Below are 21,359 nucleotides of genomic sequence, written 5' to 3' on the forward strand. Positions count from 1 at the left end.
CTCAGCTGCCCCAGGAGTCACGCAGGGTGACAGTGCGGTTGAACACCGGGCGGCCCGGCTGGCTGTCTTTCAGGTCGGCGCAGAAGTAGCCTTCGCGCTCGAACTGGAAGCGGTCCTCGGGCTGGGCCTTGGCCAGCGCAGGCTCGGCACGGCAGCCGCTGAGCACTTGCAGCGAATCCGGGTTGATGTTGTCCAGGAAGCTGCCGCCCTCCTCGGTCTTTTCCGGGTTCGGCGAGCGGAACAGACGGTCGTAGAGGCGCACTTCGCACTCGACGCTGCCTTCGGCCGGCACCCAGTGGATCACGCCCTTGACCTTGCGGCCTTCAGGGTTCTTGCCCAGGGTGTCGGGGTCGTACGAGCAGCGCAGCTCGACGATGTTGCCGTCGGCGTCCTTGATGGCCTCGTCGGCGCGGATCACGTAGCTGCCACGCAGGCGCACTTCGCCGGCCGGCTCCAGGCGCTTGTAGCCCTTCGGCGGCTCTTCCATGAAGTCGTCGCGATCGATGTACAGCTCACGGGAGAACGGCAGTACGCGCATGCCCATGTCTTCTTTCGGGTGGCGCGGCAGTTCAAGCTGCTCGACCTGGCCTTCCGGGTAGTTGGTGATGACCACTTTCAGTGGGCGCAGCACGCACATGGCGCGCGGCGCGGTGCGGTCGAGGTCGTCACGGATGCTGAATTCGAGCATCGACATGTCGACCACGCCGTCGGAACGGTTGGTGCCGATCATTTCGCAGAAGTTGCGGATCGAAGCCGGGGTGTAGCCACGGCGACGGAAGCCGGACAGGGTCGACATGCGCGGGTCGTCCCAGGCGTCGACGTGCTTCTCGTCAACCAGCTGCTTCAGCTTGCGCTTGGACGTGATGGTGTAGTTCAGGTTCAGGCGGCTGAATTCGTACTGACGCGGGTGCGCCGGCACCGGCAGGTTGTCGAGGAACCAGTCGTACAGCGGACGATGCCCTTCGAACTCCAGGGTGCAGATCGAGTGGGTAATGCCCTCGATGGCATCCGACTGGCCGTGGGTAAAGTCGTAGTTGGGGTAGATGCACCACTTGTCACCGGTCTGGTGGTGGTGGGCATGGCGAATGCGGTACAGGATCGGGTCGCGCAGGTTCATGTTTGGCGAGGCCATGTCGATCTTGGCCCGCAACACGCGCTCACCGTCCTTGAACTCGCCAGCCTTCATGCGGGCGAACAGGTCGAGGTTGTCTTCCACGCTGCGCTCGCGGAACGGGCTGTTCTTGCCCGGCTCCTTGAGGTTGCCACGGTACTCCTTGGCTTGCTCGGGGGTAAGGTCGCAAACGTAAGCCTTGCCCTGCTTGATCAGCTCGACTGCCCAGTCGTGCAACTGGTCGAAGTAGTCGGAGGCGTAGCGCACGTCGCCCGCCCAATCGAAGCCCAGCCACTTCACATCACTCTGGATGGCGTCGATGTACTCCTGGTCTTCCTTGGCCGGGTTGGTGTCGTCGAAGCGCAAGTGGCAGACACCGCCGAATTCCTTGGCCAGGCCGAAGTTGACACAAATCGACTTGGCGTGGCCGATGTGCAGGTAGCCGTTAGGCTCCGGCGGGAAACGGGTGACGATGCTGCTGTGCTTGCCCGAGTCCAGGTCGGCCTGGATGATCGGCCGCAGGAAGTTCGCAGGGACAGCGGGGGCGCCTTTGGCAGCGGCGTTGGGCGCGTTGTCGGCAGTGGGCTTGCTCATAGGATCCTTGAATGCACGTGTCCGGCCTGGGTAGGCCGATTGAATCAAAGGGCCTATCATAGCCGAAGCAGTCAAGCTGCTGACAGTCGGGCCCGGACAAACTGGCGTGATTTATCACGGCTTTTTGCCGCAGCCTGGCAAAATGGCCAGTGCGCGCCATGTGTCGCGATCACCTGATCCTGCGTCAGGTAATAACCCGCGCCCTGCGCACCCTAATTTCTGATTGCCTTGAAAAAGCGAGTTTCAGCATGTCCAAAGTCAAACTGAGCACCAACCACGGCGACATCGTCCTGCAACTGGACGCCGAGAAAGCGCCGCAGACCACCGAAAACTTCGTTCAGTACGTCAAGGACGGCCACTACAATGGCACCGTGTTCCACCGCGTGATCAAGGGCTTCATGATCCAGGGTGGCGGCTTCGACACCAACATGAGCCAGAAAAAAACCCGCGCCACCATCCAGAACGAAGCCGACAACGGCCTGAAGAACAAGAAGTACAGCATCGCCATGGCCCGTACCATGGAGCCGCACTCCGCCTCGGCGCAGTTCTTCATCAACTCGTCCGACAACGACTTCCTCAACCACAGCGGCAAGAACGTGCAGGGCTGGGGCTACGCCGTGTTCGGCGAAGTGATCGAAGGCCGTGAAATCGTCGACGCCATCGAAAAGGTCGCCACCGGCTCCAAAGCTGGCCACCAGGACGTTCCGAAAGACGACGTGATCATCGAGAAAGCCGAGATCATTGAGTGATCCTGCTGATCTCCGATCTGCATTTGCAAGAAGAACGCCCGGATATTTCCCGGGCGTTTCTTGATCTGCTCGATGGCCGCGCCCGCCACGCCAAGGCGCTGTACATCCTGGGTGATTTTTTCGAAGCGTGGATTGGCGACGATGCCATGACGCCCTTCCAGCAGTCGATCTGCCAGGCCATGCGCCGGCTGAGCGACAGCGGCACGGCCATCTACCTGATGCACGGCAATCGTGACTTCCTGATTGGCCAGGCCTTTTGCGACGCTGCTGGCTGCACGCTGTTGAGTGACCCCAGCGTGATCGAACTGGGCGGCGAACAGGTGCTGCTGATGCATGGCGACACCCTGTGCACCCGCGACCTGGGCTACATGAAGATGCGCCGGTTACTGCGCAATCCGTTGAGTTTGTGGATCTTGCGTCACCTGCCGCTGTCGGCCCGCTACAAGCTGGCGCGCAAGCTGCGCAGCGAAAGCCGCACGCAAACGCGGATGAAGTCTACCGAGATTGTCGACGTCACGCCGGAGGAAGTGCCCAAGGTGATGGCGGAACATGGCGTGCGCACGCTGGTGCATGGCCATACCCACCGGCCGGCGATACACAAGCTGGTGGTCGATGGGGAGCCGGCACGGCGTATCGTGCTGGGGGACTGGGACCGCCGGGGCTGGGCCTTGCAGGTGGACGAGCAAGGGTTTCAGCTGGCGCCTTTCGAGTTTTCCTGAGATTGCAGGGTTGCCCGGGCCGGCCCTTTCGCGGGTAAACCCGCTCCTACAACGGACGCGTAAATCCTGTAGGAGCGGGTTTACCCGCGAAGAGGCGGCATGCCTTACTGCAGAACCACGTCCCCATTGTCCCTTTCACTGATCACCACTTCCCGATATTCCGGATCAGCCGTGATCTGCGCCTCGGTAAACGGAATCACCGCCAGCTGCTTGGCCGCAAACGCCTTGGTCTGGTCGCTGGCATGCGCTGAAGCCGCTTCGCTCGACTGCGAAAATGCCAATATTCCACGGGCCTCTGGCCCTTTGTCGGTAAAGCTGACCAGTTGCAGGTAGCTGGTACCACTCACCACCAGCCGCTTGCCCTGCCCGTGCGGCACACTGTACATCGCGTTGTACACGCCCAGCGCCTGCGGGCCACCCGGCACCGGCGTGCCATCGAGCGCCTGCTGTAATTGCCCCCAGCGCGCCTCACCCGCCACGCCGCTTTCATTCACCTCCTTGAGCGAAGCCAGCGCAGCCTCGTGCACCAGCCTGCTCACGGCCGCTTGCTCTACTGCCAAGCCTCGCGGGGTGTGCTGCGGATCGGCCGGGTTGAAGGCCACCCGCCAGCTTTCCGGGTGTTCGGCCAAGGCATTGAACAGGTTCTGGAAGTGCACCAGGCCAATGCCGCTGTCCAGGTCAGCCTTCCCATTCCAGGCCGCCAGGCTGCTGCAGACGGCTTGCACATCCACGGCTGCGCCCTTGCACCACTGCAGCAGGTCTGGCAGCACCAGGCTGGCCAGGTAAACCTCGTCGTCGGTCACCATGCGCTGCAGGTCATTCACGCCCAGCTTTGCCGTGCCCTGCAGGCGTTGCAGGGCAAAGCGCCCGCGCATGCCCAACGGCTGGTCATTGCGGCTGACCAACGGTGAATAACCGGTCAACGGCTGGGCCGGGTTGGCCATCCAGGCCGGGTCGTTGGAGTTCTGCACGAAGTCCTCGCGCTCAAGGCTCGGCAGCAGTCGCGCCGGGAAAATACCCGGTTGCGCGGCCTGCGCATCGACCTTCCACTGGCATGCGCTGCGCGAACCATCCAGCACCACCAGGCGTCCCTGCCCTTTCGGGTTACTGCAGGCGTCCAGCAGTGGCTGATCCACGTATGGCACCACCGACTGGTTCAGGTACAACGCACGGCCGCCTTGGTCCACCGCCAGGGTATTGACCCATGGGATGCCCTGCAGTTGCTCGACCGAGCCTTTCAACGCGGCCAGGCTGTCGGCACGGTTGATCTGGTACCACTGCTGCAGCACCCGGGTGTTGTCCAGATTGGCATCACGCAAGCTGTAGGCCGCCTGTGCATCCCAATCCAGGCGCCCAGGCCACTGCACCACCGGGCCGAATTGCGAGCTGTAGACCTGCCGCTCTACCTGGCTCAGGCTGCCATCCTCGGCCTTGACCGCAACGCTGATGGTTTGTCTCGCCAGTGGCAGCGATTTGCCATCCAGCAGGTACCGGGTCGGGTCCTTGGGATCGAGCTGCAAACGGTACAAGGTGAAGTGATTCGACGTATCGACGGTGTGCGTCCAGGCCAGGTGCCGGTTGAACCCGATGTTGACTACCGGCAGGCCAGGCAATGCGGCCCCCATGACATCAAGCTGGCCGGGGATGGTCAGTTGCATCTGGTAAAAGCGCATGCCGCCCATCCAAGGGAAGTGCGGGTTGGCCAACAGCAAGCCACGGCCATTGGCCGAACGCTGCGCGCCTACAGCCACCGCGTTGCTGCCGCGCTCCGTGGCAAAGCGCTCTTGCCTCGCCAGTGCGGCGCCGAAGCCAGCCGGTGCCTGCTGGCTGGTCTGTGCTGGAGGTTGCGCCCCCGCCAGCGCCTCGACGAACTGCCCGACACCGCCTTCGGCCAGCAGCCGGCGGGTCAACTTGACCAGGTCCTCGCTACTGATGGGCCTCACCCACTCGCCATTGCCGCACTCGGCAGGCAAGCCTTGCCTGCGGCGCTCAGCCAACGCCCGGTTGTAGCCGGTGGCATAGCCCTCCAGCAGTGCTTTCACCGGCGCGGGCTGCGCCTGCAAGTACGCGCGGACCGCCGCCGAGCTGTTGAGCCAGGTGAAGAACAGGTCACTGGCCAGGTTGTCACGCTCTTCCAGGGTCTTGCCTTCGGCACCGAAATGGCGTGACCGCTCGCCGCTTACGGTCAGTACCTCGTTGGCCAGCAGGCACAAGTTGTCCTGCGCGTAGGCGTAGCCGACACCATAGCCCAGACCACGCTCATCCTTGGCCACGATATGCGGCACCCCGTAACTGGTACGTCGGATCTGCGCACTGGTATCAAGGTCGGGCTGCGCCTGAACGGTAACGCTGAAGGCCACCAGCGCGGCGGCCAGGCCAGCGCAAGTCATGGGGCGGGAAAGTGGAAACACGGGCACTCCTCGGGTTCGGGGGTCATCCCGATCAGACGAATGGCCAGATGAAAATTTTACGTATTACAAGGCGATGGAACGTCTTGATGAGAAAGCGGCATTTTTTTCACGAGTGGGTTGCAGTTTTTGCGTTCTCATTCGTCCTAGTAAGTGAGGCAACCACATTTCGGGTTCGTCCACGAAAAGGAGCATTCACATGTACAACCCGCAACCCTCGATCCAGGCTGGGCGCGTCCCAGGCAAAGCGCCCAAGGGACAGGGCATTTTTGCTGAGGAACGCACCGGCAACGAACAGATCCGCGAACTGCTGCGCACCTTTGGCCTGCGTACCAGCCTGATTCGCCTCAAGGTGATCGACGCCTTGCACGCCGCCGACCGCAATGGCCGCAGCATTGGCGTGCGCGGTGTGCACGCCCAACTGGAACAGTTGGATATCCCGCTGTCGTTCCTCAGCGTGCGCGAAGTACTCAAGCGCCTGTGCGCCGAAGGCGTCATTCAGCTGGGCAGCGACAAGTGCTATAGCCTGAACCCTCAGGCCCGCGCCGTGCTGGAGCAAACACCGCTGCGCTGAGCGTATGGCCGGCCAGACCTGGCCGGCCCGCACAGGTCAGGGCTTTACCTTGCGCCGCAGGATGCCATTGATCACCACGACCACCACCGCAATGGCAATGGCCAGCATCTGGAAGGTCTGCTCACTGATCGTGCCCTGCTTCTGCAGGTGGGACAGGCCCAGCATCAGGCCCAGTACAACCAGGATGATCAAAAGGGAATATTTCAGGCGCTGCACGTGTGTCATCGAAGGTTCCTTGCAACATCAGGGGCAAAAGGCTCGCAACGAGCCGCGGCAATGATACAACGGCCACCGCCCCCGGCGCTGCATTTCCTGCTGGGTGGGGCGGGGTCAGCCTGAAAGCATGAGGCTCCCAAGCACCCAGGCCGGAGTCACCATGTACAAACCACTGCTGTTCACTTCGCTGTTTCTGACCCCCTTTTCCCTTCATGCGCTGGACACCCGGCAAACACCCGCCGAGCACCTGCTCGAACTGGGGCGCGAGCTGGCTGCCCATGCCGGCAGCAGCCAATGGCAACAACTGTGGCAACGCGTGCGCCAGGCCGGGTACCTGCAGGCCAATGCGGCGCCGGTCCATTTCAGCGTGCCTGCGGCCCGGCTACCCGACCTGGCCCGGCAAACCCTGGCCCAGGCCGATCAGGTCCAGGCTCAGCGCCAGACCCAGGCCCTGTACCGCCGCCACTTTGCGGGCCAGGTCATCGGCCAGCGCAACGGCCAGCCCCTGCATGCGCTGTGCCTGCTGGTTGACTGGCGCACATTGCCCCAGGGCATGCGCGCCACCCCTCAAGCCTACCTGGGTAGCGCCAGCTTGCTGAGCAGCTATCCGTGCGAGTGAAGGTTACCGGCCCCATCCCACAACCATTGCCATGATCAGATGAGAAATCACCAGTCCCCGCCAAATGTCGATGCCATTTCCTACAGCACCGGATATCGCTGCCTGCAAAACCTGTTCACCGAAGCTACAACTCCAAACCCATATGCCGCCTAGCGACGCGCCTTGGCAGTCGCACAGAATTTGCTCACACCTTCGACATACCGCCGCGGGTGATCGGGTCGCACATCCCACCCATCCCGAAGGAGCGCCATATGCAAACGCCAGACTTGAGCCAGATCGATATCAGCCAACTGCCCCACTCGCTACAGGCCCTGATCGACTGCATCGGCATCGAAAACGCCTACCAGCTGACCTGCGCCTTTGGCGGCAGGCCCAAGTACATCCCCAAGCACCGCGAGCGTACCAAGCTTGCCGACGTGCTGCCGGCCGATGCGCTCGATGCGCTGATCAAGCGCTTTGCCGGGGTCGCCCTGGAGATCCCCAAGGCTGACCACTTCCTGCGCCAACTGCGCAACCAGCAAATCCAGAAGGAGAGCGCCAACGGCTTGTCCCGCAGCCTGTTGGCCAACAAGTACGGCCTGAGCCTGCGCCAGATCGGCAACATTCGGCGCCAGGAGCCTTGCGCTCGCTGATGCCACTGCACCGTGGCCGCCATTGGCGGCTTCCTTACCCCACTAGAAAGAGCATCCCGATATGTCGATAGACAACAGCCTTATTGGCTCGGTCATCAACGCCCTGCCGATGGACCGCATGATCGCCGGCCCTCTGCAGGCCATGGTCCAGGCGCAGGTAACCGCCAGCAAATCGTACGCCGACTTCCTGATGCAGGTGTGCGTCCAGGATGGCAAGGCGGTCGCCATCCAGTTCGACTACGACGAAACCATCGTCGATGAACAGGGCGAATACAAAGGTGTGGTCAGCAAGACCATGAAAGTGCCGCTGCTGGCTGCCATTACGCACCCGAACATTTCGATTGAAGAGGGCAACGTAGAGTTCGAACTGGTGATCAACCAGATGTCGGAGGATACATCCAGCAAGGACATGAACGCAGAAGCGACCGGCTCACTGGGCTGGGGGCCGTTCAAGCTGAACGTGAAAGGCAGCGTCAGCCACAAGTCCACGCAAACCCGCAAGACGGATACACGCGCCCGCTATGCCTTCAACACCACCCTGAAGCGCCAGGAGCCGCCCGAAGCGATGATGAGGGTGATCGAGTTCCTGACTGACGCGGCGACAAAGCCAACCGTTGTCAGAACCGCCGCACTGGAAAGCCCGGACGAGATTTCCCAGGCAGATACCCTGAAAGGGCCAAAACCGGAAGGCCCACCGGTGCCGTGAGACGTTTGAGTGCCCCATCCACCCCTCCTGCCCGCATCGGGAGGGGCACCACCTGGCTTGAGGAGTCGAATCGTTGCAAAAGCCCCCCGCCCCCATGACCTCCATCGACCTGCGCGAAATCACCCGTGGCCTGCAAGAAGCCGCCAGCGCCACCAACAGCTTGATTGCACAGCAATACATCAACCTGTTCGACCAGTTTTTCGAGTGCGACACCGAGGCGTTGGGCGCTCCCATGAAGGCCAAGATGGTCGAAGTGGCAATGGACGGCCAGCACATCATGCGCGTTCCCCTGTTTGCGTTGGTGTCGCCCAAAGGCCTGGCCCTGGAGCGTATGCAGGTCGACTTGTCGGTGCGGGTCAAAGGTACTGAAGCGCAGCAGGCCCTGCTGACGGCAGGCGAGAACAAGGCCGCCAGCTTCAAGGTCACCATCGGCGGCCAGGGCCGTCAGGGTGACAGCCGTGACCCTGACGAAGTGCAGATACGCATGCAGTTCCAGGCCAGCGAACCACCCGAAGCCCTGAACCGGCTGATCGAGGAATACACCAGCCTGATTGTCCCGGTACGTGCTCCCGCTGCCCCACCCTCGTCCGACACCAATGAGTTCATCGAGGCAGCCACCGTCCGCTGACGACCGCCCCGTCCCCCTTCAGAAGTCGCGTTTGTAGAAGATGTCCAAAGAGCTGGCCAACCCGCTGGCGGCTTCCAGGTACACCTTTTTGCTCAGTTTGTAGCGCAACGCAATGGTGTTTGCAGGCTCGAACACGCCCACGCCGTAACGCAGGCTCAACTTCTCGGTCAGATTGCCGCTGGCAACCACGCTGGTTGTGTTGCCAGAACCCTCGGTATCCAGCTGGAAATCGTCAATCCCAAGGCTCGAAGCCAGGCTGCCGGTAATGCCGGCGCTACCGGCCAGGCCCAAGCCCAAGGCCGCTTCGGCGAGCATGTTGTTGTCTTCGCCGGACGTGCCCAACGGTCGGCCCAACACCAGGTATGAAAGCGCTTGCTCCTGGCTCATGGCCGGTTCCGAGAACACTTTGGTGGTCGGCTGCTCGGCACTGCCGCTCAGGCGGATACCGGCAATGACATCGTCAACCTTGCGGATGGCTTCGATATCCAGATACGGCTGGTCAATCGGGCCGGCGAACAACAGCCGCGCCCGGCGGATGGTCAAGCGCTGGCCGTAGGCACGGTAGCGTCCATCTGCCAGGCTCAGCTCACCACGGGTATCGAGGTTATCGCCGATGTGTACATGGCCAAGCAGGTTGGCGGTGAGGCCAAAGCCGCTGAACGACAGCTTGTCGCGGCCCACTTCGACGTCAATGTCCATGGCCATCGCCAAGGGCGGTTTGCCCTCTTCTGTCTGGTGGCCGACGATGACTGTGTCATCCGACACTTTGACGGTAGACGGGGGTAACTCGCGAACAGTGATCTTGCCCTTGGGCACCTGTACCTTGCCGGTAACCGCCAGCTTGTCGTCGATCAGGCGCAGGGTCAGGTCCGGGGCAACTTCCAGCGTGGCATAAGGCTCGACCGTGACCGGCAGTTGCTGGCCTTGCAAGCGCACGTCCATGCCCAGTGCCTGGCCCCAGGTGAGGTTGCCGCTCAACTGGCCACGCCCTGCCTCGCCACTGCGCCAGTTGCCGTCAAGCTGCACGCGCTCGCCGGCAATCAGCGCCTGCAATGACAGGTCCTGAAGGCTGGCCGGAAGTTCGGCGCCGCTGACTTCGCCACCACTGAGCATCAGGTTGCCGTTGACCTGCGGCGCCAGCAACGTACCGGAAAGCCGGCCACTGCCATTGAGCTGCCCGGCCAGCCGCTCGACCATCGGCACGAACGGCCGGGCTACCGACAGGTCCAGCCCGGCCAGGCGGAAATCACCCGACAACGGCTTGTTCTTGCCCAGCGGGTCGAGCCGGGCCGTGACGTTCAACTCACCCAGGCGCTCGCCGCGAAACGCCAGGCGCGTATCGATACGCCGTGGTGCCAGTGTGCTGTCCAGGCGCAGGGCCTGATAAGGGAAGTCGATCCAGCGATCTTTATCCTTCACACGCAGAGTGCCGCCACTGGCATCGACCACGACCGTACCCTTGGGGCCACTGGCCGGGATGTCCAGGTTGACATCAGCATTGAGCAGGCCTTGCCAGGCGAAGTCCTTCGGCAGCCATTGGGCCAGGCTGTCCAGCGGGAACTGCTTGAGGTGGTAGCGCAGACGCGGCTCGGGGGCCAGGCGCTGGTCATCACCACACAGGCTGGCCTGGCCGGAGCGCCAGCAATGGGCACCGAAATCCAGCTGCCCACTGGCCAGGCGCTGAAGCCGTGCCGGCGCCTGCAACTGCCAGTCCTGGCCACCGGCCTGAATACGCCCACTGGCCAGGCGCCCTCGCCAGTCACCCTTGCTCAACTGGCCATCCAGCCCAAGGTCGAGCTTGAGTTGCGGGCCGTCCAGCGCCAGGGTCAAGGCTTGCTGGCGAATGTCACCTTTGCCGTTGGCCTGCAGCGTGCCCAAGGCGGTGTCGCCCAGCTGGATGCCTGTGGCCTTGAGTTCGATTACACCGCGCTGGGCGTTGTCCAGCCGGGCCTCCAGGCCCAGCTGCTGCAGGCGGTTTTCGGCCTGGGCCAACCGTTGGCCCTGCAGAGTCAGCGTACCTTGCGGGGCCTGCAAGGTGCCGGCGACATCAAGCCGGCCCTTGACCTGGCCTTGCAGCCTTGGCCACAACTGGCCCAGGCGCGGCAAATCGAGGTCGATTCGCCCGGCCAGGCGCTGCTGCAGGCTGCCACTGCCGTTGATACGGTTGTCACCCAGCTGGATAGCCAGTACACCGAGCGTCCAGCTCTGCCCTGCCCCCTGCGCCTCGGCCTTGAGCACTGCCGGCTGGCCACGCAGACGGCCTTTCAGGTCAAGTTGCGCGTCAAGGGTGAGCGCCTCGCCTTTCAGCTCGCCTTTGCTGCGTAGGGGCCCTGCCAGCGTGCCCGGCAGTTCGGCCAGCCAGTAGGCAGGGTCGAGCGCCGAAAGCTGCAAGTCGACATCCCAGGCCAGTGTGTCGGCAAAACGCACGGCGACACGCCCGGCAGCCTTGCCCTGCCCGGCGGTCAGCGCCAGCTGCGGCAACTTCACCTGGCTCAGGTCGCCTTCGAACGGGCTGGCCACGCTGAATGCACCCGCAGGGCCGTCAAGGTCGCCCTTGAAGCTACCCTTATAGTTGCCATCGCGATAATGCACTTGGGTATTGAAGGCCTTGAGCGTAACCTGGGGCGGCGTCTCCAATGGATACAGGCGCAACCACGGGAAGTCCTGCCAGTCCAGTTGCGCATCGGCGCTCAAACCTTGCTGCCAGTCGGCCGTGGCTTGCAGCTTGAGCCGTTGGGTGTCGCTGGCGGTCAGATCCAGGGCATCGACCCTGGCACCTTTACTGTCGACCAGGCCGGACAAGGCCAAGGCGATCGGCGACTGTTCAGCCGGCAGGCTGGCCGTACCCGACAGCAGATACCCCTTGAGCAAGTCGCCTTTTGCATCGAGCTTGAGCTGGTTCAACTGCAAAGTGTCAGGCAACGCGCCCGCTGGTTTGAATGCCTCGGAACGGATCTGCAAGGTCGCTGGCAGGTGCTCGGCCAACGCCTGCAACTGCCCGTTCAACGTGGCGTCGAGGTAACCGCTGCTGGTGCCTGCCAGCTTCAGGGTCTTCTGCAAATCACCCGTGGCGGTCAGCGCCAGCTGCCAGGGTTTGCCCTCTACGGCCGGTAATTGCAGTTGAGCCTGCAGTTGCAGCGGCCAGTCACCCTCGGGCTGCAGGTCACCCTGCACGGTCAGTTTCAGGTCATCGCGCTGCAGGTGCAGGCTGTCGATGCGCATGCCGGTGCTGGTCCAGTGCGCCGCCAGTTGCAAGTCGCCCAGCAGGTCACTGCCGTCCAGCCGCAGTTGGCCGACCTTGACCTCACCCAGTTCGATGGCCAACGGCAAGCGCAGCGCAGGCAGCTGCAGCGGGCCGCTGTTGGCCGGCTCGGCACTGGGTGCAAAGGCCATGTCGATACGCTGCGCCTGCAACTGGTCAATGCACAAGGTGGAACGCATCAGGCACGCAGGCGACCAGGCCAACAGCGGTGCCTGTACCTCTACTGTGCTGCCACCATCGGCCCAGCGCAGCCTGCTGGCCTGCCAACTGCCCGCCAGGCGCCCCTGAAAATCGTTCACTTCAAGCCCGGGCACCTTGCCCAGCACCCAGCGGCTGCCAGCCTCGGTGCCCACCAGCAGACCCAGTGCCAGGCCCAGGCTCGCGACGACCCCGAACAGGCCCAGCAGAATGTATTTGGTCACACGTTTCAAAGCTCAGGCCCCATGGAAAAGTGCAGGCGAATACCCCCTTCATCATCCAGCGCCTTGGCCAGGTCCAGGCGCAGCGGCCCGACCGGCGACACCCAGCGCACACCAAAGCCCACCCCGGTCTTGAGGCTGGGCAACTCCAGGTTGTTGAACGAGTTGCCTTGGTCAACGAACGTTGCAAGCCGCCACTTCTCGGTCAGCGAATATTGGTACTCGACACTGCCGGCCACCAGGTAGCGCCCGCCAATACGGTCACCGTCGCTGTTCTTGGGCGACAGGGTCTGGTAGTCGTAGCCACGCACGCTCTGGTCACCACCGGCGAAGAAGCGCAACGATGGCGGGATGTTGTTCTTGAAGCCATTGGTCGCACTGCCGCCGAACTGTACGCGACCGAGCAAGCGGTGGTTGTGGCCGAGCGTGGTCAGGCCCTTGAGCAGCACGTTGCCGTGCAACAGGTTGGTATCGGAAACCAGCCCTTCCTTGGCCGCCTGTACATCGAACTGCAGGCGGTAGCCGTTATGCGGGTCGATACGGTTGTCACTGCGCAGGAAGGAATAGCTGACGCCCGGCATCAGCAAGTTGCTCAGCCCGGAGTCGTCACCCAGCCGATACTCCTCGCGCTGGTACTTGAGCGATATCACCCGCTGCCAGCCACTGGGCAGCTTGCTGTGCCACTCGGGGCCGACCGTCAACAGTTTGCTGAGGGTGTCGGTACCGGCAATTTCCTCGTTCTGGTAGCCACCGGCGAAGCGCAGCTTGTCGGTCAGGGGCGGGTCGAGGGGAATGTCGTACCACAGGCCGACGTTCTGCCGCGGCGCCGACAGCTCGGTTTCCCAGCCGTAGCTGTGGCCCTGTGGGTTAACCCAGTGGCGAGTCCAGTTGGCCTTGCCGCGTGGCCCGACGTCGGTCGAGAAGCCCAAACCCAGGCCCATGGTGCGGGGTTTGCGGGTTTCCAGGCGCACATCCACAGGGACTTCTTCGCCCACCGCGGCGGTGGGTGCTGCATCCACGCGCACACCTTCAAAATAGCCGCTCGACTGCAAGTCATTGTTCAGTTCGGCGATCAGCTCAGAATCGTAGGGAGTCCCCGGTTTGAACGACACCATGCGGTGCAGCAGGTCGTCGTCCAGTGGCGTGTCGCCACCGAAGGTGACGGCCCCCAGGCGATAACGCGGGCCACTTTGGTAGACCAGTTCGATATCGGCCACGCCGGCCTGCGGGTCGACCGCCAGGCGCTGGCGGGTAAAGCGGCCGCTGAAGAAGCCGTAGCGTGATGCCTGGTTCTGGATCAGGCGCTTGGCATCCTCGTAGTGGCCATGGTTGAGTTGTTCCCCGGCACGCAACGCCTTGCTGTCGGGAACGCGGAAGGCCTTCATTTCGCTGGCCGGGCCGTCGATGCGCACGGTTACGTTACGCAGGCGAATCGGCTCGCCGGGGCTAATGCGGATGATCAGTTGTGGGGAATGGTCAGCGTCACTGGCGGGCTTGACCTCGGTATCGATCTGCGCCTGATAGTAGCCAAGTGCCTGCGCCGCTTTGCGCGCCTGCTCCTCTGCCCCGCGACTGAAGCGTAAAAGCGCTTCTTCATCGCGGTCACCCAAAGTGCCTATATAGCCTTCGACATTGGCCTTGAGCGCCTTGTTGGCCGGTTTTACCTTCACCAGCAACTCGCTCTGGCCCCATGCTGCGAAACTGGCGGCCCAGAAAACCAGGCCCCAGGTCAATCTTCCTGAATACGTCATGCGGCGAATGCTACCAGAGCCAGGCGCTCAAGTGAGCCGCCTGGCAGCCTGTTCAGGCAAAAGCGGAATTTGAAGAGACCGGATTCGGATGGAAGAACACCCTTTCCCGGATGGGGCCTACAGCCACCTCGCCAATTTCCTCATAACCCTGACGCTGGTAAAACGCCAGGTAATGCTCGTTGCCGGTGTCCAGCACCACACCCTGGGTGCCAGGGTCGTCCGCGCACCAGTCGTGCACAGCTTGTAATAATTGCTCACCGTAGTGCTTGCCCTGGAACTGCGGGTGTACGCCCAACAACGGCAGTACATGCACCTGGTCAGTGGGCAGGCAGGTAGCCAGCGCGGCCTGATAGTCCATGTAGCGCCGGGTGCAGCGCGGGCCCGTACCCAGGATCATGCGCAGGCGCCAGGCCCAGCTGTCGGCCACGCCCAGCCGGCGCAGCGGCGGCACGATCAGTGCCAGGGCGATCAGGCGGTCCTCCACCAGCAGGCCGATGGCAGGCAGTTGCAGGTAGAAATGCTGGCGCACCCATTCGCGCACCATCACCCGAAGACGCCGCTCATACCCTGGGCGCTGGGCCTCGAAAATATAGGCAAAGGTGGGTTCATGGCGGTAGGCGTTGTACAGCAGCGAACGCGCCTCGCGGCTGTAACCATCATCGAGCAGGCAGACACGGGCCGGGGCGGCGTTGGTATCGGGCATTGCGGGCAGACCTCCTGGAATGGGCATACTGTGCCTTGGAGGTGCCCCTGCGCGCTTCGTTCACCCCCACCAGCACGTTAGCAGCAGGTTCGCCTGGCCGCCACGCTGGTGATGACGGGCGATGTCGGCTAGCATCGCGCCTTTTACCGGGATTATCTTTCCATGAAGATCGTCTGTTTCAACATCAACGGCCTGCGGGCCCGCCCGCACCAGCTGGCGGCGCTGATCGAAAAGCACCAGCCGGACGTGATCGGCCTGCAGGAAACCAAGGTCAGCGACGATCAGTTCCCGCTGGCCGACGTGCAGGCACTGGGTTACCACGTGCACTACCATGGCCAGAAAGGCCACTACGGCGTGGCCCTGCTGTCGCGCCAGGCACCGCTTAGCGTGCACAAAGGCTTTTCAACCGATGAAGAAGACGCCCAGCGCCGCTTTATCTGGGGCACCTTCACCGATGCCGATGGCAACCCGATCACCATCATGAATGGCTATTTCCCCCAGGGCGAAAGCCGCGACCACCCCACCAAGTTCCCGGCCAAGCAGCGCTTCTACAGCGACCTGCAGGCACTGCTGGAGGGCCAGTTCCGCAACGACCAGCCGCTACTGGTGATGGGCGACATGAACATTTCGCCGCAGGACTGCGATATCGGCATCGGCCCGGACAACGCCAAGCGCTGGCTGAAGACCGGCAAGTGCAGCTTCCTGCCGGAAGAGCGTGAGTGGATGGAGCGGTTGAAAGGCTGGGGGCTGGTCGACAGCTTCCGTCACCTTTACCCGGATGTCACCGACCGCTTCAGCTGGTTCGACTACCGCAGCCGTGGTTTCGAGGACGATCCCAAGCGTGGGCTGCGCATCGACCTGATCATGGCCTCGCAGCAGCTGGTGCCACGAATCAAGGCAGCGGGCGTGGACTATGAACTGCGCGGGATGGAAAAGCCGTCGGACCATGCGCCGATCTGGCTGGAGCTGGGCTGATCGTCGGGACTATTGTGAGCTTGCCTTGAGGTTCGCGGTGCTTGCGATATCGAGCGCCGCGCGGGCGGCGCTCGATCTCACAAACACTACAAGACCCAGTTCTCACCACTCACAACCCCAGCCGCAACACCTCCCCCACCCCCGCCCCGCGCACATCGTCCGCCGCGCTGACCAGGGCAAAGTTGTAAGCCCCATGCGACCAATACCTCGCCTCCAGCTGCCCATCGACCCGCTGCCCGTCCGGCATGCGCCGATAAAGCTCGCCCGGTGAACGCAGGAACAGGCTGATGCGCTGGCCTTTGCCATCTTCAAACACCAGCAGTGCCGCCGGCCCTTGCTCGTTGCTGAGCAAGCGAGCGCCTACCGGTTTGAAGCCATAGCCCGCCAGATCCGGCAATTGACCCACGCGGCTGAAGTGCCGACCCAGCCAGTCGCGCAACTGCCCCGGGTCGCTGGCCTGGATATCCAGCGCCTGGCTGCCGGCAAACAAGCGGTGTGCCTGGACGGCATCGGCCATGGGCAGGTCGACCCGCGCCAGGGTGGCATCGCGCACTTGCCAGCCGCCCAGCCCTCCCACACCCAATGCCAGCATCACCACCGCCGCCGTCGCCCAACGCCGATGACGACGCTGGCGCAATTGCCGCCGCAACTGCCCAACGTCCAGTTGCGCGGCCCCGGGCATTTCGCCAAACCCGGCCAACGCGGTACGCAACCGACGGGCATCGGCACGCCAGCCCTCCACCCGCTCAGCAGCCTGTGGGTTGGCCGCCAGCCAGGCGTGCACCTCGGCCCGGCGCACAGGCCCAAGGCGCTCATCGACGTAAGCGTGCAATTCGTCTTCGCTGGGGATCAGGCGCGTCATTTCAGTCTCCGCAAGGCCGGGGGCTGCGGGTTGCCCTCGGTCAGTTCGCGCAAGGCATTGCGCGCGCGCGACAGGCGCGACATCACAGTGCCGATGGGGATGCCCAAGGCCTGGGCGGCCTCCTTGTAACTCAAACCTTCGATGCTGACCAGCAACAACAGGGCGCGCTGCTCTGCCGACAGCCGGGCAAACGCCTGCAGGTCGGCCTGGGCCAGGACGATGGCTTCGAGGTTGTCGCCAACCGGCTCGTCGTCACGCTCGGCGCGGCCGAACCAGGACAACCAGCGCGCATGCAGGCGCTCGCGGCGCTTACCGTCGAGAAACTGCCGATAAAGAATGGTGAACAGCCAGGCGCGCAGCGCATCAGCATCGCGTTGCTGGTCACGCCGGCTCAAGGCCCGCTCGACCGTGGCCTGCACCAGGTCGTCGGCGCTGCCCGGCTCGCGGGTCAGCCACACGGCAAAGCGGCGCAGGCGGGCCAGCAGCTCGCGCCACTGGTGGTCGTCCAGATTGTGCATGGCAAAGTCCCGGCCTTTGAAGTTGTCAGTGTAAAAGGCAGACGCCTGGCAGCAAATTCTATTCCCGCCGATGGAATAAGTTTTTCCCTGAGCCGTCGTACCGGCACATTCCCCCAACCGGACGATGACCATGAACTCACCCTTGCACGGCCCGGCCAAAGCGTTGCGCCTGGCTGCCATCGGCGCCGTGATGCTGGCCACAGGCGCCGGCTTTGCCTATGCCGCCGGCTGGCTCGGCGAAAGCCGGCTGACGCCGCAGCGCATCATCGACACCTTCGAAGCCCAGGCCGGGCATTACCCAGGCTACCGCAAGAACCACGCAAAAGGCCTGTGCGTCAGCGGCTACTTCCAGGCCAGCGGGCAAGCCGCCAAGCTGTCCACGGCGCGAGCATTCAGTCAGTCCCGGGTGCCGGTGATCGGCCGTTTCGCCATCGGCGGCGCCAATCCGTTTGCCCCGGACACCGGCATTCCGGTACGTAGCCTGGCGATTCAGCTGAGCACCGACGACGGCCAGGTCTGGCGCACCGGCATGAATAACCCGCCAGTGCTGGCGGTCAGCACCCCACAAGCGTTCTACGAGCAAGTGCTGGCAAGCGCACCAGACCCGACCACCCACAAGCCGGACCCCGCCAGGCTACAGGCGTTCTTCGCTGCCCACCCGGAAAGCGCGGCGTTTCGCCGATGGGCGGCCAGCTACAAGCCCAGCGACAGCTTCGCCAACACGCAATACCACAGCATCAATGCCTTCCGCCTGATCGACTCGGCCGGGGTGGCCCACCCGGTGCGCTGGCAGCTCGAGCCACAAGCCGCGTTTGCCGCGTTGCCTGCCCAAGTAGATGACAAGCAGTTCCTGCAACACGACCTGCAGCAGCGCTTGGCGCAAGCCCCGCTGCGCTGGACGCTGCGCCTGGTGCTGGCCGACCCGGGCGATGCAGTGGACGATCCTGCCCGCCCCTGGCCCACCGAGCGGCGCAGCGTAGACGCCGGCACCCTGGTGCTGGAGCACGTCGATGCCCCGGAACAAGGGGCCTGCCGTGATCTCAACTTCGACCCGCTGATTTTGCCGCACGGCATCGAGGCGTCAGGCGACCCGATTCTCGCCGCCCGCTCCGCCGCCTATTCGGAATCGTTCAATCGCCGCAGCCGTGAATCGCTCAGCACCGGAGCCCAGCCATGAGACCCAAAGCCTTCCACCCGTTCGCCCGTTTGCTGCACTGGTTGATGGCCGTGCTGATCCTGGCCATGTTGTTCATCGGCGTAAGCATGGTCGCCGACCTGTCACCGCACCACCCCGTACTGATCAGCCTGCACAAGGCCACCGGCCTGGCCCTGCTGGTACTGGTCGTGCTGCGCATCGCTGTACGCCTGGCCGTGCCTCACCCGCCGCTGCCGCAGGCGCTGCCGACACTGCAGCGCCGGGCCGCCGGGGCCTCGCACCTGTTGCTCTATGCCCTGATGCTGGCCATGCCGTTGCTGGGCTGGGCCATGCTGTCGGCCGGCGACTACCCTCGCCCGTTGGGCTTGCCCGCCATCGCCCCGCACAACCTGCAGTTGTATGCCGTGCTGCGCCAGGCCCATGGCTGGGCTGGCTACCTGCTGTTCGCCACGGTGCTGGTGCATGTGGCGGCGGCTTTGATGCACGCATGGGTGCGCCGCGACGGCGTGTTGCGTAGCATGTGGCCTGGCCCCCTGCGTCGCAGCGACTGACCGGCAGCAGCCCAGGGGTTCGACAAACGATAACCGTTCTTAATAAGATCGGCTTCACTTGCCGCACTACCCTGGACTACCCATGAACGTCGCAAAGGATTCTGCAACCTTTCTACCTGCCAGCACGCTGGACTTGCGTCCACTGCTGCTGGCCAACATGGCCTGTACCATGTCGATGATGGCCTTCGTCGCCCTGATCGGCCCGATCGCCCGCCAACTCGGCATGGCCACCTGGCAGGCCGGCGCCGCCGTAACGGTGGCCGGCGTGGTCTGGGTGCTGCTGGCCCGGCCCTGGGGCCGGGCTTCAGACCGCCTGGGCCGCCGGCGCATTCTGTTGCTGGGCACTGCCGGGTTCACCCTGGCGTACTGGCTGTTGTGCCTGTTCGTCGAAGGCGCACTGCGCTTCATGCCGGGGGCAACCCTGGCCTTCTTCGGCCTGATGGTCGCGCGCGGCTGTATCGGCGCTTTCTATGCCGCCATCCCGGTAGGCTGCAACGCACTGATCGCCGACCATGTCGAGCCGCAGCGGCGCGCGCGCGCCATGGCCTCGCTAGGGGCGGCCAACGCCGTCGGCCTGGTGGTGGGGCCAGCGCTGGCTGCGCTACTGGCGCGGCATAGCCTTAGCCTGCCATTCCATATCATGTCACTGCTGCCGGCCAGCGCCTTCCTTGTGCTGCTGTTCGCCCTCAAGCCGCAGGCCCTGCCCCACAGCCACGCCCCCAGCCCGGTGCGGTTAGGCGACCCGCGCCTGCGCCGGCCCTTGCTGGTGGCGTTCAGCGCCATGCTCAGTGTCACCGTGTCGCAGATCGTCGTCGGTTTCTTCGCCCTCGACCGCCTGCACCTGGTCCCGGCAGAAGCGGCCCAGGCCGCCGGCATCGCGCTGACTACCGTAGGCGTGGCGCTGATGCTGTCGCAGATACTGCTGCGCAAGCTGGAATGGCCGCCGCTGAAAATGATCCGGGTAGGCGCCACGGTTTCGGCCATAGGCTTTGCCTGCGGCTCGCTCGCGGCTACCGCACCTTGGCTATGGGCGTGCTACTTCGTCGCGGCAGCCGGCATGGGCTTTGTCTTCCCGTCGTTCTCAGCGCTGGCGGCCAATGCCATGCAGGCGTCTGAACAAGGTGCTACAGCCGGCTCCATTGGCGCGGCACAAGGCATGGGCGCCGTGATCGGGCCGCTGGCCGGTACCTTGGTGTATGCGCTCGATCCGCGCTTGCCATTCCTGGCCGTGGCCGTGCTGTTGTTGCTGGTCGGGTTGTGGCCGATGCCGCGTGAACAGCGGCTTTGACAAGCACAGCGCGCAAGCGAGCAGAGTGTGTTTTAATGCGCATCGCTCATTATTATTGACACCTCTGATTACAAGGCGGCTATGGACACGGGGACGCGACTCAAACTGGTGCGTGAACGCAACAACCTCTCCCAACGGGAACTGGCCCGTCGCAGCGGGCTGACCAATTCGACGATCTCGCAGATCGAGCAGAATCGCGTCAGCCCTTCGGTCAGCTCCCTGAAAAAACTGCTTGAAGGCATTCCCATGAGCCTGGCGGAGTTTTTCAGCTTTGACGAGCCGGTGCGTGAAGAGCGCTACGTGTTCCGGGGTGGCGAACAGCCCGACCTGGGCCGCAACGGCCTGCGCATGTTGCTGGTCGGTGCAAGTGTCGAAGGCCGACAGATGCGCATGCTGCGCGAACTGTATGCCCCCGGCGCCGACTCGGGCGAGCCGATCGTGCATGCCGAGGGCGAAGAATGTGGCCTGGTCACTCGTGGCACCGTGGAGCTGTGGGTCGATGGCCAGGTCAGCGTCCTCAACTCGGGCGATGGCTACTACATTCCCACTACCCTGCCGCACAGTTTCAAGAACATTGGCCCGGACGAGGCCGAGATCATCAGCGCAAACACCCCGGCGAATTTCTGACCTTGCCGCAACGGGCCTCGCTGAACACGCGCGACATTTATCAATGCCTGCGCAACGCAGCCTTGGGCGTGCACACACTTGAAGTGTGTGCACGCCACGCTGATAGCCTGGTCGATGTGAGCATTCAAGGTTGGCGATTGATGTTGGCCCTGGATGCCGAAGGCCTTGCACACTGCGTCCACTGCCATACCCCGGGCGGCCAGCAATCCGGGCTAGAAGATTGGCAGCGCTACGGCACCAACCTGGTCGACCTGCTCAGCCTCCGGGAGCTGACTTGCCTGCAATAGGGCC

Annotated in this window: 21 protein-coding genes; 13 read left to right on the plus strand and 8 right to left on the minus strand. The window is 63.7% G+C overall.

Annotated elements, in window-relative coordinates; genetic code table 11:
- Nucleotide 1: 1 nt before the first annotated feature.
- The gene (locus B9A31_RS26100) at nt 2-1,705 is read right to left on the minus strand and encodes a glutamine--tRNA ligase/YqeY domain fusion protein (protein WP_084297530.1); all 1,704 of its coding nucleotides are present in this window, start codon (nt 1,703-1,705) and stop codon (nt 2-4) included.
- 248 nt (nt 1,706-1,953) lie between these two features.
- Here B9A31_RS26100 and B9A31_RS26105 point away from each other — a divergent pair, with 248 nt between their 5' ends.
- Nucleotides 1,954-2,454 (plus strand): peptidylprolyl isomerase, encoded by a 501-nt coding sequence (locus tag B9A31_RS26105; RefSeq protein WP_016714107.1) that lies wholly within the window; start codon nt 1,954-1,956, stop codon nt 2,452-2,454.
- Entirely contained in the window at nt 2,451-3,173 is a 723-nt protein-coding gene (locus tag B9A31_RS26110; protein ID WP_016714108.1) for a UDP-2,3-diacylglucosamine diphosphatase, read from the plus strand. Before B9A31_RS26105 ends, B9A31_RS26110 begins: the two co-directional genes overlap by 4 nt.
- 104 nt (nt 3,174-3,277) lie before the next feature.
- Here B9A31_RS26110 and B9A31_RS26115 read toward each other — a convergent pair whose 3' ends face one another.
- On the minus strand, nt 3,278-5,584 hold the full coding sequence (locus B9A31_RS26115; protein ID WP_084297531.1) for a bifunctional acylase PvdQ: 2,307 nt from the start codon (nt 5,582-5,584) through the stop codon (nt 3,278-3,280).
- A gap of 196 nt (nt 5,585-5,780) precedes the next feature.
- On the opposite strand from B9A31_RS26115, the gene B9A31_RS26120 reads away from it, so the two are divergent.
- On the plus strand, nt 5,781-6,155 hold the full coding sequence (locus B9A31_RS26120; RefSeq protein ID WP_016714110.1) for a fe2+ zn2+ uptake regulation protein: 375 nt from the start codon (nt 5,781-5,783) through the stop codon (nt 6,153-6,155).
- A 36-nt stretch (nt 6,156-6,191) separates the two neighbouring features.
- On the opposite strand, the gene B9A31_RS26125 is transcribed toward B9A31_RS26120, so the two are convergent.
- The gene (locus B9A31_RS26125; RefSeq protein WP_003248064.1) at nt 6,192-6,380 is read right to left on the minus strand and encodes a hypothetical protein; all 189 of its coding nucleotides are present in this window, start codon (nt 6,378-6,380) and stop codon (nt 6,192-6,194) included.
- A 151-nt stretch (nt 6,381-6,531) separates the two neighbouring features.
- Between B9A31_RS26125 and B9A31_RS26130 the strand changes: the two genes are divergently transcribed.
- From B9A31_RS26130 to B9A31_RS26145, 4 genes are all read left to right on the plus strand, one after another.
- The gene (locus tag B9A31_RS26130) at nt 6,532-6,990 is read left to right on the plus strand and encodes a hypothetical protein (protein WP_027615820.1); all 459 of its coding nucleotides are present in this window, start codon (nt 6,532-6,534) and stop codon (nt 6,988-6,990) included.
- Between the two features lie 251 nt (nt 6,991-7,241).
- Entirely contained in the window at nt 7,242-7,622 is a 381-nt protein-coding gene (locus B9A31_RS26135) for a Mor transcription activator family protein (RefSeq protein ID WP_019097046.1), read from the plus strand.
- 61 nt (nt 7,623-7,683) lie between these two features.
- On the plus strand, nt 7,684-8,328 hold the full coding sequence (locus tag B9A31_RS26140) for a DUF2589 domain-containing protein (protein WP_019097047.1): 645 nt from the start codon (nt 7,684-7,686) through the stop codon (nt 8,326-8,328).
- Nucleotides 8,329-8,401: 73 nt separating this feature from the next.
- Nucleotides 8,402-8,956 carry a DUF2589 domain-containing protein gene (locus B9A31_RS26145; protein ID WP_025754854.1) on the plus strand — a complete coding sequence of 185 codons (555 nt, stop codon included), beginning with the start codon at nt 8,402-8,404 and terminating at the stop codon, nt 8,954-8,956.
- A gap of 18 nt (nt 8,957-8,974) precedes the next feature.
- Here the strand turns inward: B9A31_RS26145 and B9A31_RS26150 are convergent, their stop codons facing one another.
- From B9A31_RS26150 to B9A31_RS26160, 3 genes are read right to left on the minus strand one after another with little or no spacing between them, the layout of a single operon-like run.
- Entirely contained in the window at nt 8,975-12,649 is a 3,675-nt protein-coding gene (locus B9A31_RS26150; protein WP_084297532.1) for a translocation/assembly module TamB domain-containing protein, read from the minus strand.
- Nucleotides 12,646-14,388 carry an autotransporter assembly complex protein TamA gene (locus tag B9A31_RS26155; protein WP_025754856.1) on the minus strand — a complete coding sequence of 581 codons (1,743 nt, stop codon included), beginning with the start codon at nt 14,386-14,388 and terminating at the stop codon, nt 12,646-12,648. Before B9A31_RS26155 ends, B9A31_RS26150 begins: the two co-directional genes overlap by 4 nt.
- A 52-nt stretch (nt 14,389-14,440) precedes the next feature.
- Entirely contained in the window at nt 14,441-15,091 is a 651-nt protein-coding gene (locus B9A31_RS26160) for a GNAT family N-acetyltransferase (protein ID WP_019097051.1), read from the minus strand.
- A 162-nt stretch (nt 15,092-15,253) separates the two neighbouring features.
- Here B9A31_RS26160 and xthA point away from each other — a divergent pair, with 162 nt between their 5' ends.
- A complete protein-coding gene (gene xthA / locus B9A31_RS26165) occupies nt 15,254-16,066 on the plus strand; it encodes an exodeoxyribonuclease III (RefSeq protein WP_019097052.1) in 813 nt (270 codons plus the stop codon).
- Nucleotides 16,067-16,175: 109 nt separating this feature from the next.
- Here the strand turns inward: xthA and B9A31_RS26170 are convergent, their stop codons facing one another.
- The gene (locus B9A31_RS26170; RefSeq protein ID WP_025754857.1) at nt 16,176-16,928 is read right to left on the minus strand and encodes an anti-sigma factor family protein; all 753 of its coding nucleotides are present in this window, start codon (nt 16,926-16,928) and stop codon (nt 16,176-16,178) included.
- Nucleotides 16,925-17,446, minus strand: coding sequence for a sigma-70 family RNA polymerase sigma factor (locus B9A31_RS26175; protein ID WP_084297533.1), 522 nt, complete (start codon nt 17,444-17,446; stop codon nt 16,925-16,927). Before B9A31_RS26175 ends, B9A31_RS26170 begins: the two co-directional genes overlap by 4 nt.
- A 124-nt stretch (nt 17,447-17,570) precedes the next feature.
- On the opposite strand from B9A31_RS26175, the gene B9A31_RS26180 reads away from it, so the two are divergent.
- From B9A31_RS26180 to B9A31_RS26200, 5 genes are all read left to right on the plus strand, one after another.
- Nucleotides 17,571-18,623 (plus strand): catalase family peroxidase, encoded by a 1,053-nt coding sequence (locus B9A31_RS26180; protein ID WP_084297534.1) that lies wholly within the window; start codon nt 17,571-17,573, stop codon nt 18,621-18,623.
- A complete protein-coding gene (locus B9A31_RS26185; RefSeq protein WP_019097055.1) occupies nt 18,620-19,153 on the plus strand; it encodes a cytochrome b in 534 nt (177 codons plus the stop codon). Before B9A31_RS26180 ends, B9A31_RS26185 begins: the two co-directional genes overlap by 4 nt.
- Nucleotides 19,154-19,235: 82 nt before the next feature.
- Nucleotides 19,236-20,441 (plus strand): MFS transporter, encoded by a 1,206-nt coding sequence (locus tag B9A31_RS26190; RefSeq protein WP_084297535.1) that lies wholly within the window; start codon nt 19,236-19,238, stop codon nt 20,439-20,441.
- Between the two features lie 81 nt (nt 20,442-20,522).
- Nucleotides 20,523-21,068, plus strand: coding sequence for a cupin domain-containing protein (locus B9A31_RS26195; protein ID WP_003248033.1), 546 nt, complete (start codon nt 20,523-20,525; stop codon nt 21,066-21,068).
- Nucleotides 21,069-21,070: 2 nt separating this feature from the next.
- On the plus strand, nt 21,071-21,355 hold the full coding sequence (locus B9A31_RS26200) for a DUF7693 family protein (protein WP_088537556.1): 285 nt from the start codon (nt 21,071-21,073) through the stop codon (nt 21,353-21,355).
- Nucleotides 21,356-21,359: the final 4 nt, after the last annotated feature.

Source organism: Pseudomonas sp. URIL14HWK12:I5 (assembly GCF_900176445.1).
GTDB classification, from domain to species: Bacteria; Pseudomonadota; Gammaproteobacteria; order Pseudomonadales; family Pseudomonadaceae; genus Aquipseudomonas; species Aquipseudomonas monteilii.

Excerpts from the sequence above, each read along its gene's own strand:
- B9A31_RS26135 (WP_019097046.1), top strand. The coding sequence starts at position 7,242 with ATGCAAACGCCAGACTTGAGCCAGATCGATATCAGCCAACTGCCCCAC.
- B9A31_RS26100 (WP_084297530.1), bottom strand. The coding sequence starts at position 1,705 with ATGAGCAAGCCCACTGCCGACAACGCGCCCAACGCCGCTGCCAAAGGC.
- B9A31_RS26160 (WP_019097051.1), bottom strand. The coding sequence starts at position 15,091 with ATGCCCGATACCAACGCCGCCCCGGCCCGTGTCTGCCTGCTCGATGAT.
- B9A31_RS26175 (WP_084297533.1), bottom strand. The coding sequence starts at position 17,446 with ATGCACAATCTGGACGACCACCAGTGGCGCGAGCTGCTGGCCCGCCTG.
- xthA (WP_019097052.1), top strand. The coding sequence starts at position 15,254 with ATGAAGATCGTCTGTTTCAACATCAACGGCCTGCGGGCCCGCCCGCAC.
- B9A31_RS26120 (WP_016714110.1), top strand. The coding sequence starts at position 5,781 with ATGTACAACCCGCAACCCTCGATCCAGGCTGGGCGCGTCCCAGGCAAA.
- B9A31_RS26190 (WP_084297535.1), top strand. The coding sequence starts at position 19,236 with ATGAACGTCGCAAAGGATTCTGCAACCTTTCTACCTGCCAGCACGCTG.
- B9A31_RS26180 (WP_084297534.1), top strand. The coding sequence starts at position 17,571 with ATGACCATGAACTCACCCTTGCACGGCCCGGCCAAAGCGTTGCGCCTG.
- B9A31_RS26185 (WP_019097055.1), top strand. The coding sequence starts at position 18,620 with ATGAGACCCAAAGCCTTCCACCCGTTCGCCCGTTTGCTGCACTGGTTG.
- B9A31_RS26125 (WP_003248064.1), bottom strand. The coding sequence starts at position 6,380 with ATGACACACGTGCAGCGCCTGAAATATTCCCTTTTGATCATCCTGGTT.
- B9A31_RS26155 (WP_025754856.1), bottom strand. The coding sequence starts at position 14,388 with ATGACGTATTCAGGAAGATTGACCTGGGGCCTGGTTTTCTGGGCCGCC.
- B9A31_RS26140 (WP_019097047.1), top strand. The coding sequence starts at position 7,684 with ATGTCGATAGACAACAGCCTTATTGGCTCGGTCATCAACGCCCTGCCG.
- B9A31_RS26195 (WP_003248033.1), top strand. The coding sequence starts at position 20,523 with ATGGACACGGGGACGCGACTCAAACTGGTGCGTGAACGCAACAACCTC.
- B9A31_RS26130 (WP_027615820.1), top strand. The coding sequence starts at position 6,532 with ATGTACAAACCACTGCTGTTCACTTCGCTGTTTCTGACCCCCTTTTCC.
- B9A31_RS26170 (WP_025754857.1), bottom strand. The coding sequence starts at position 16,928 with ATGACGCGCCTGATCCCCAGCGAAGACGAATTGCACGCTTACGTCGAT.
- B9A31_RS26105 (WP_016714107.1), top strand. The coding sequence starts at position 1,954 with ATGTCCAAAGTCAAACTGAGCACCAACCACGGCGACATCGTCCTGCAA.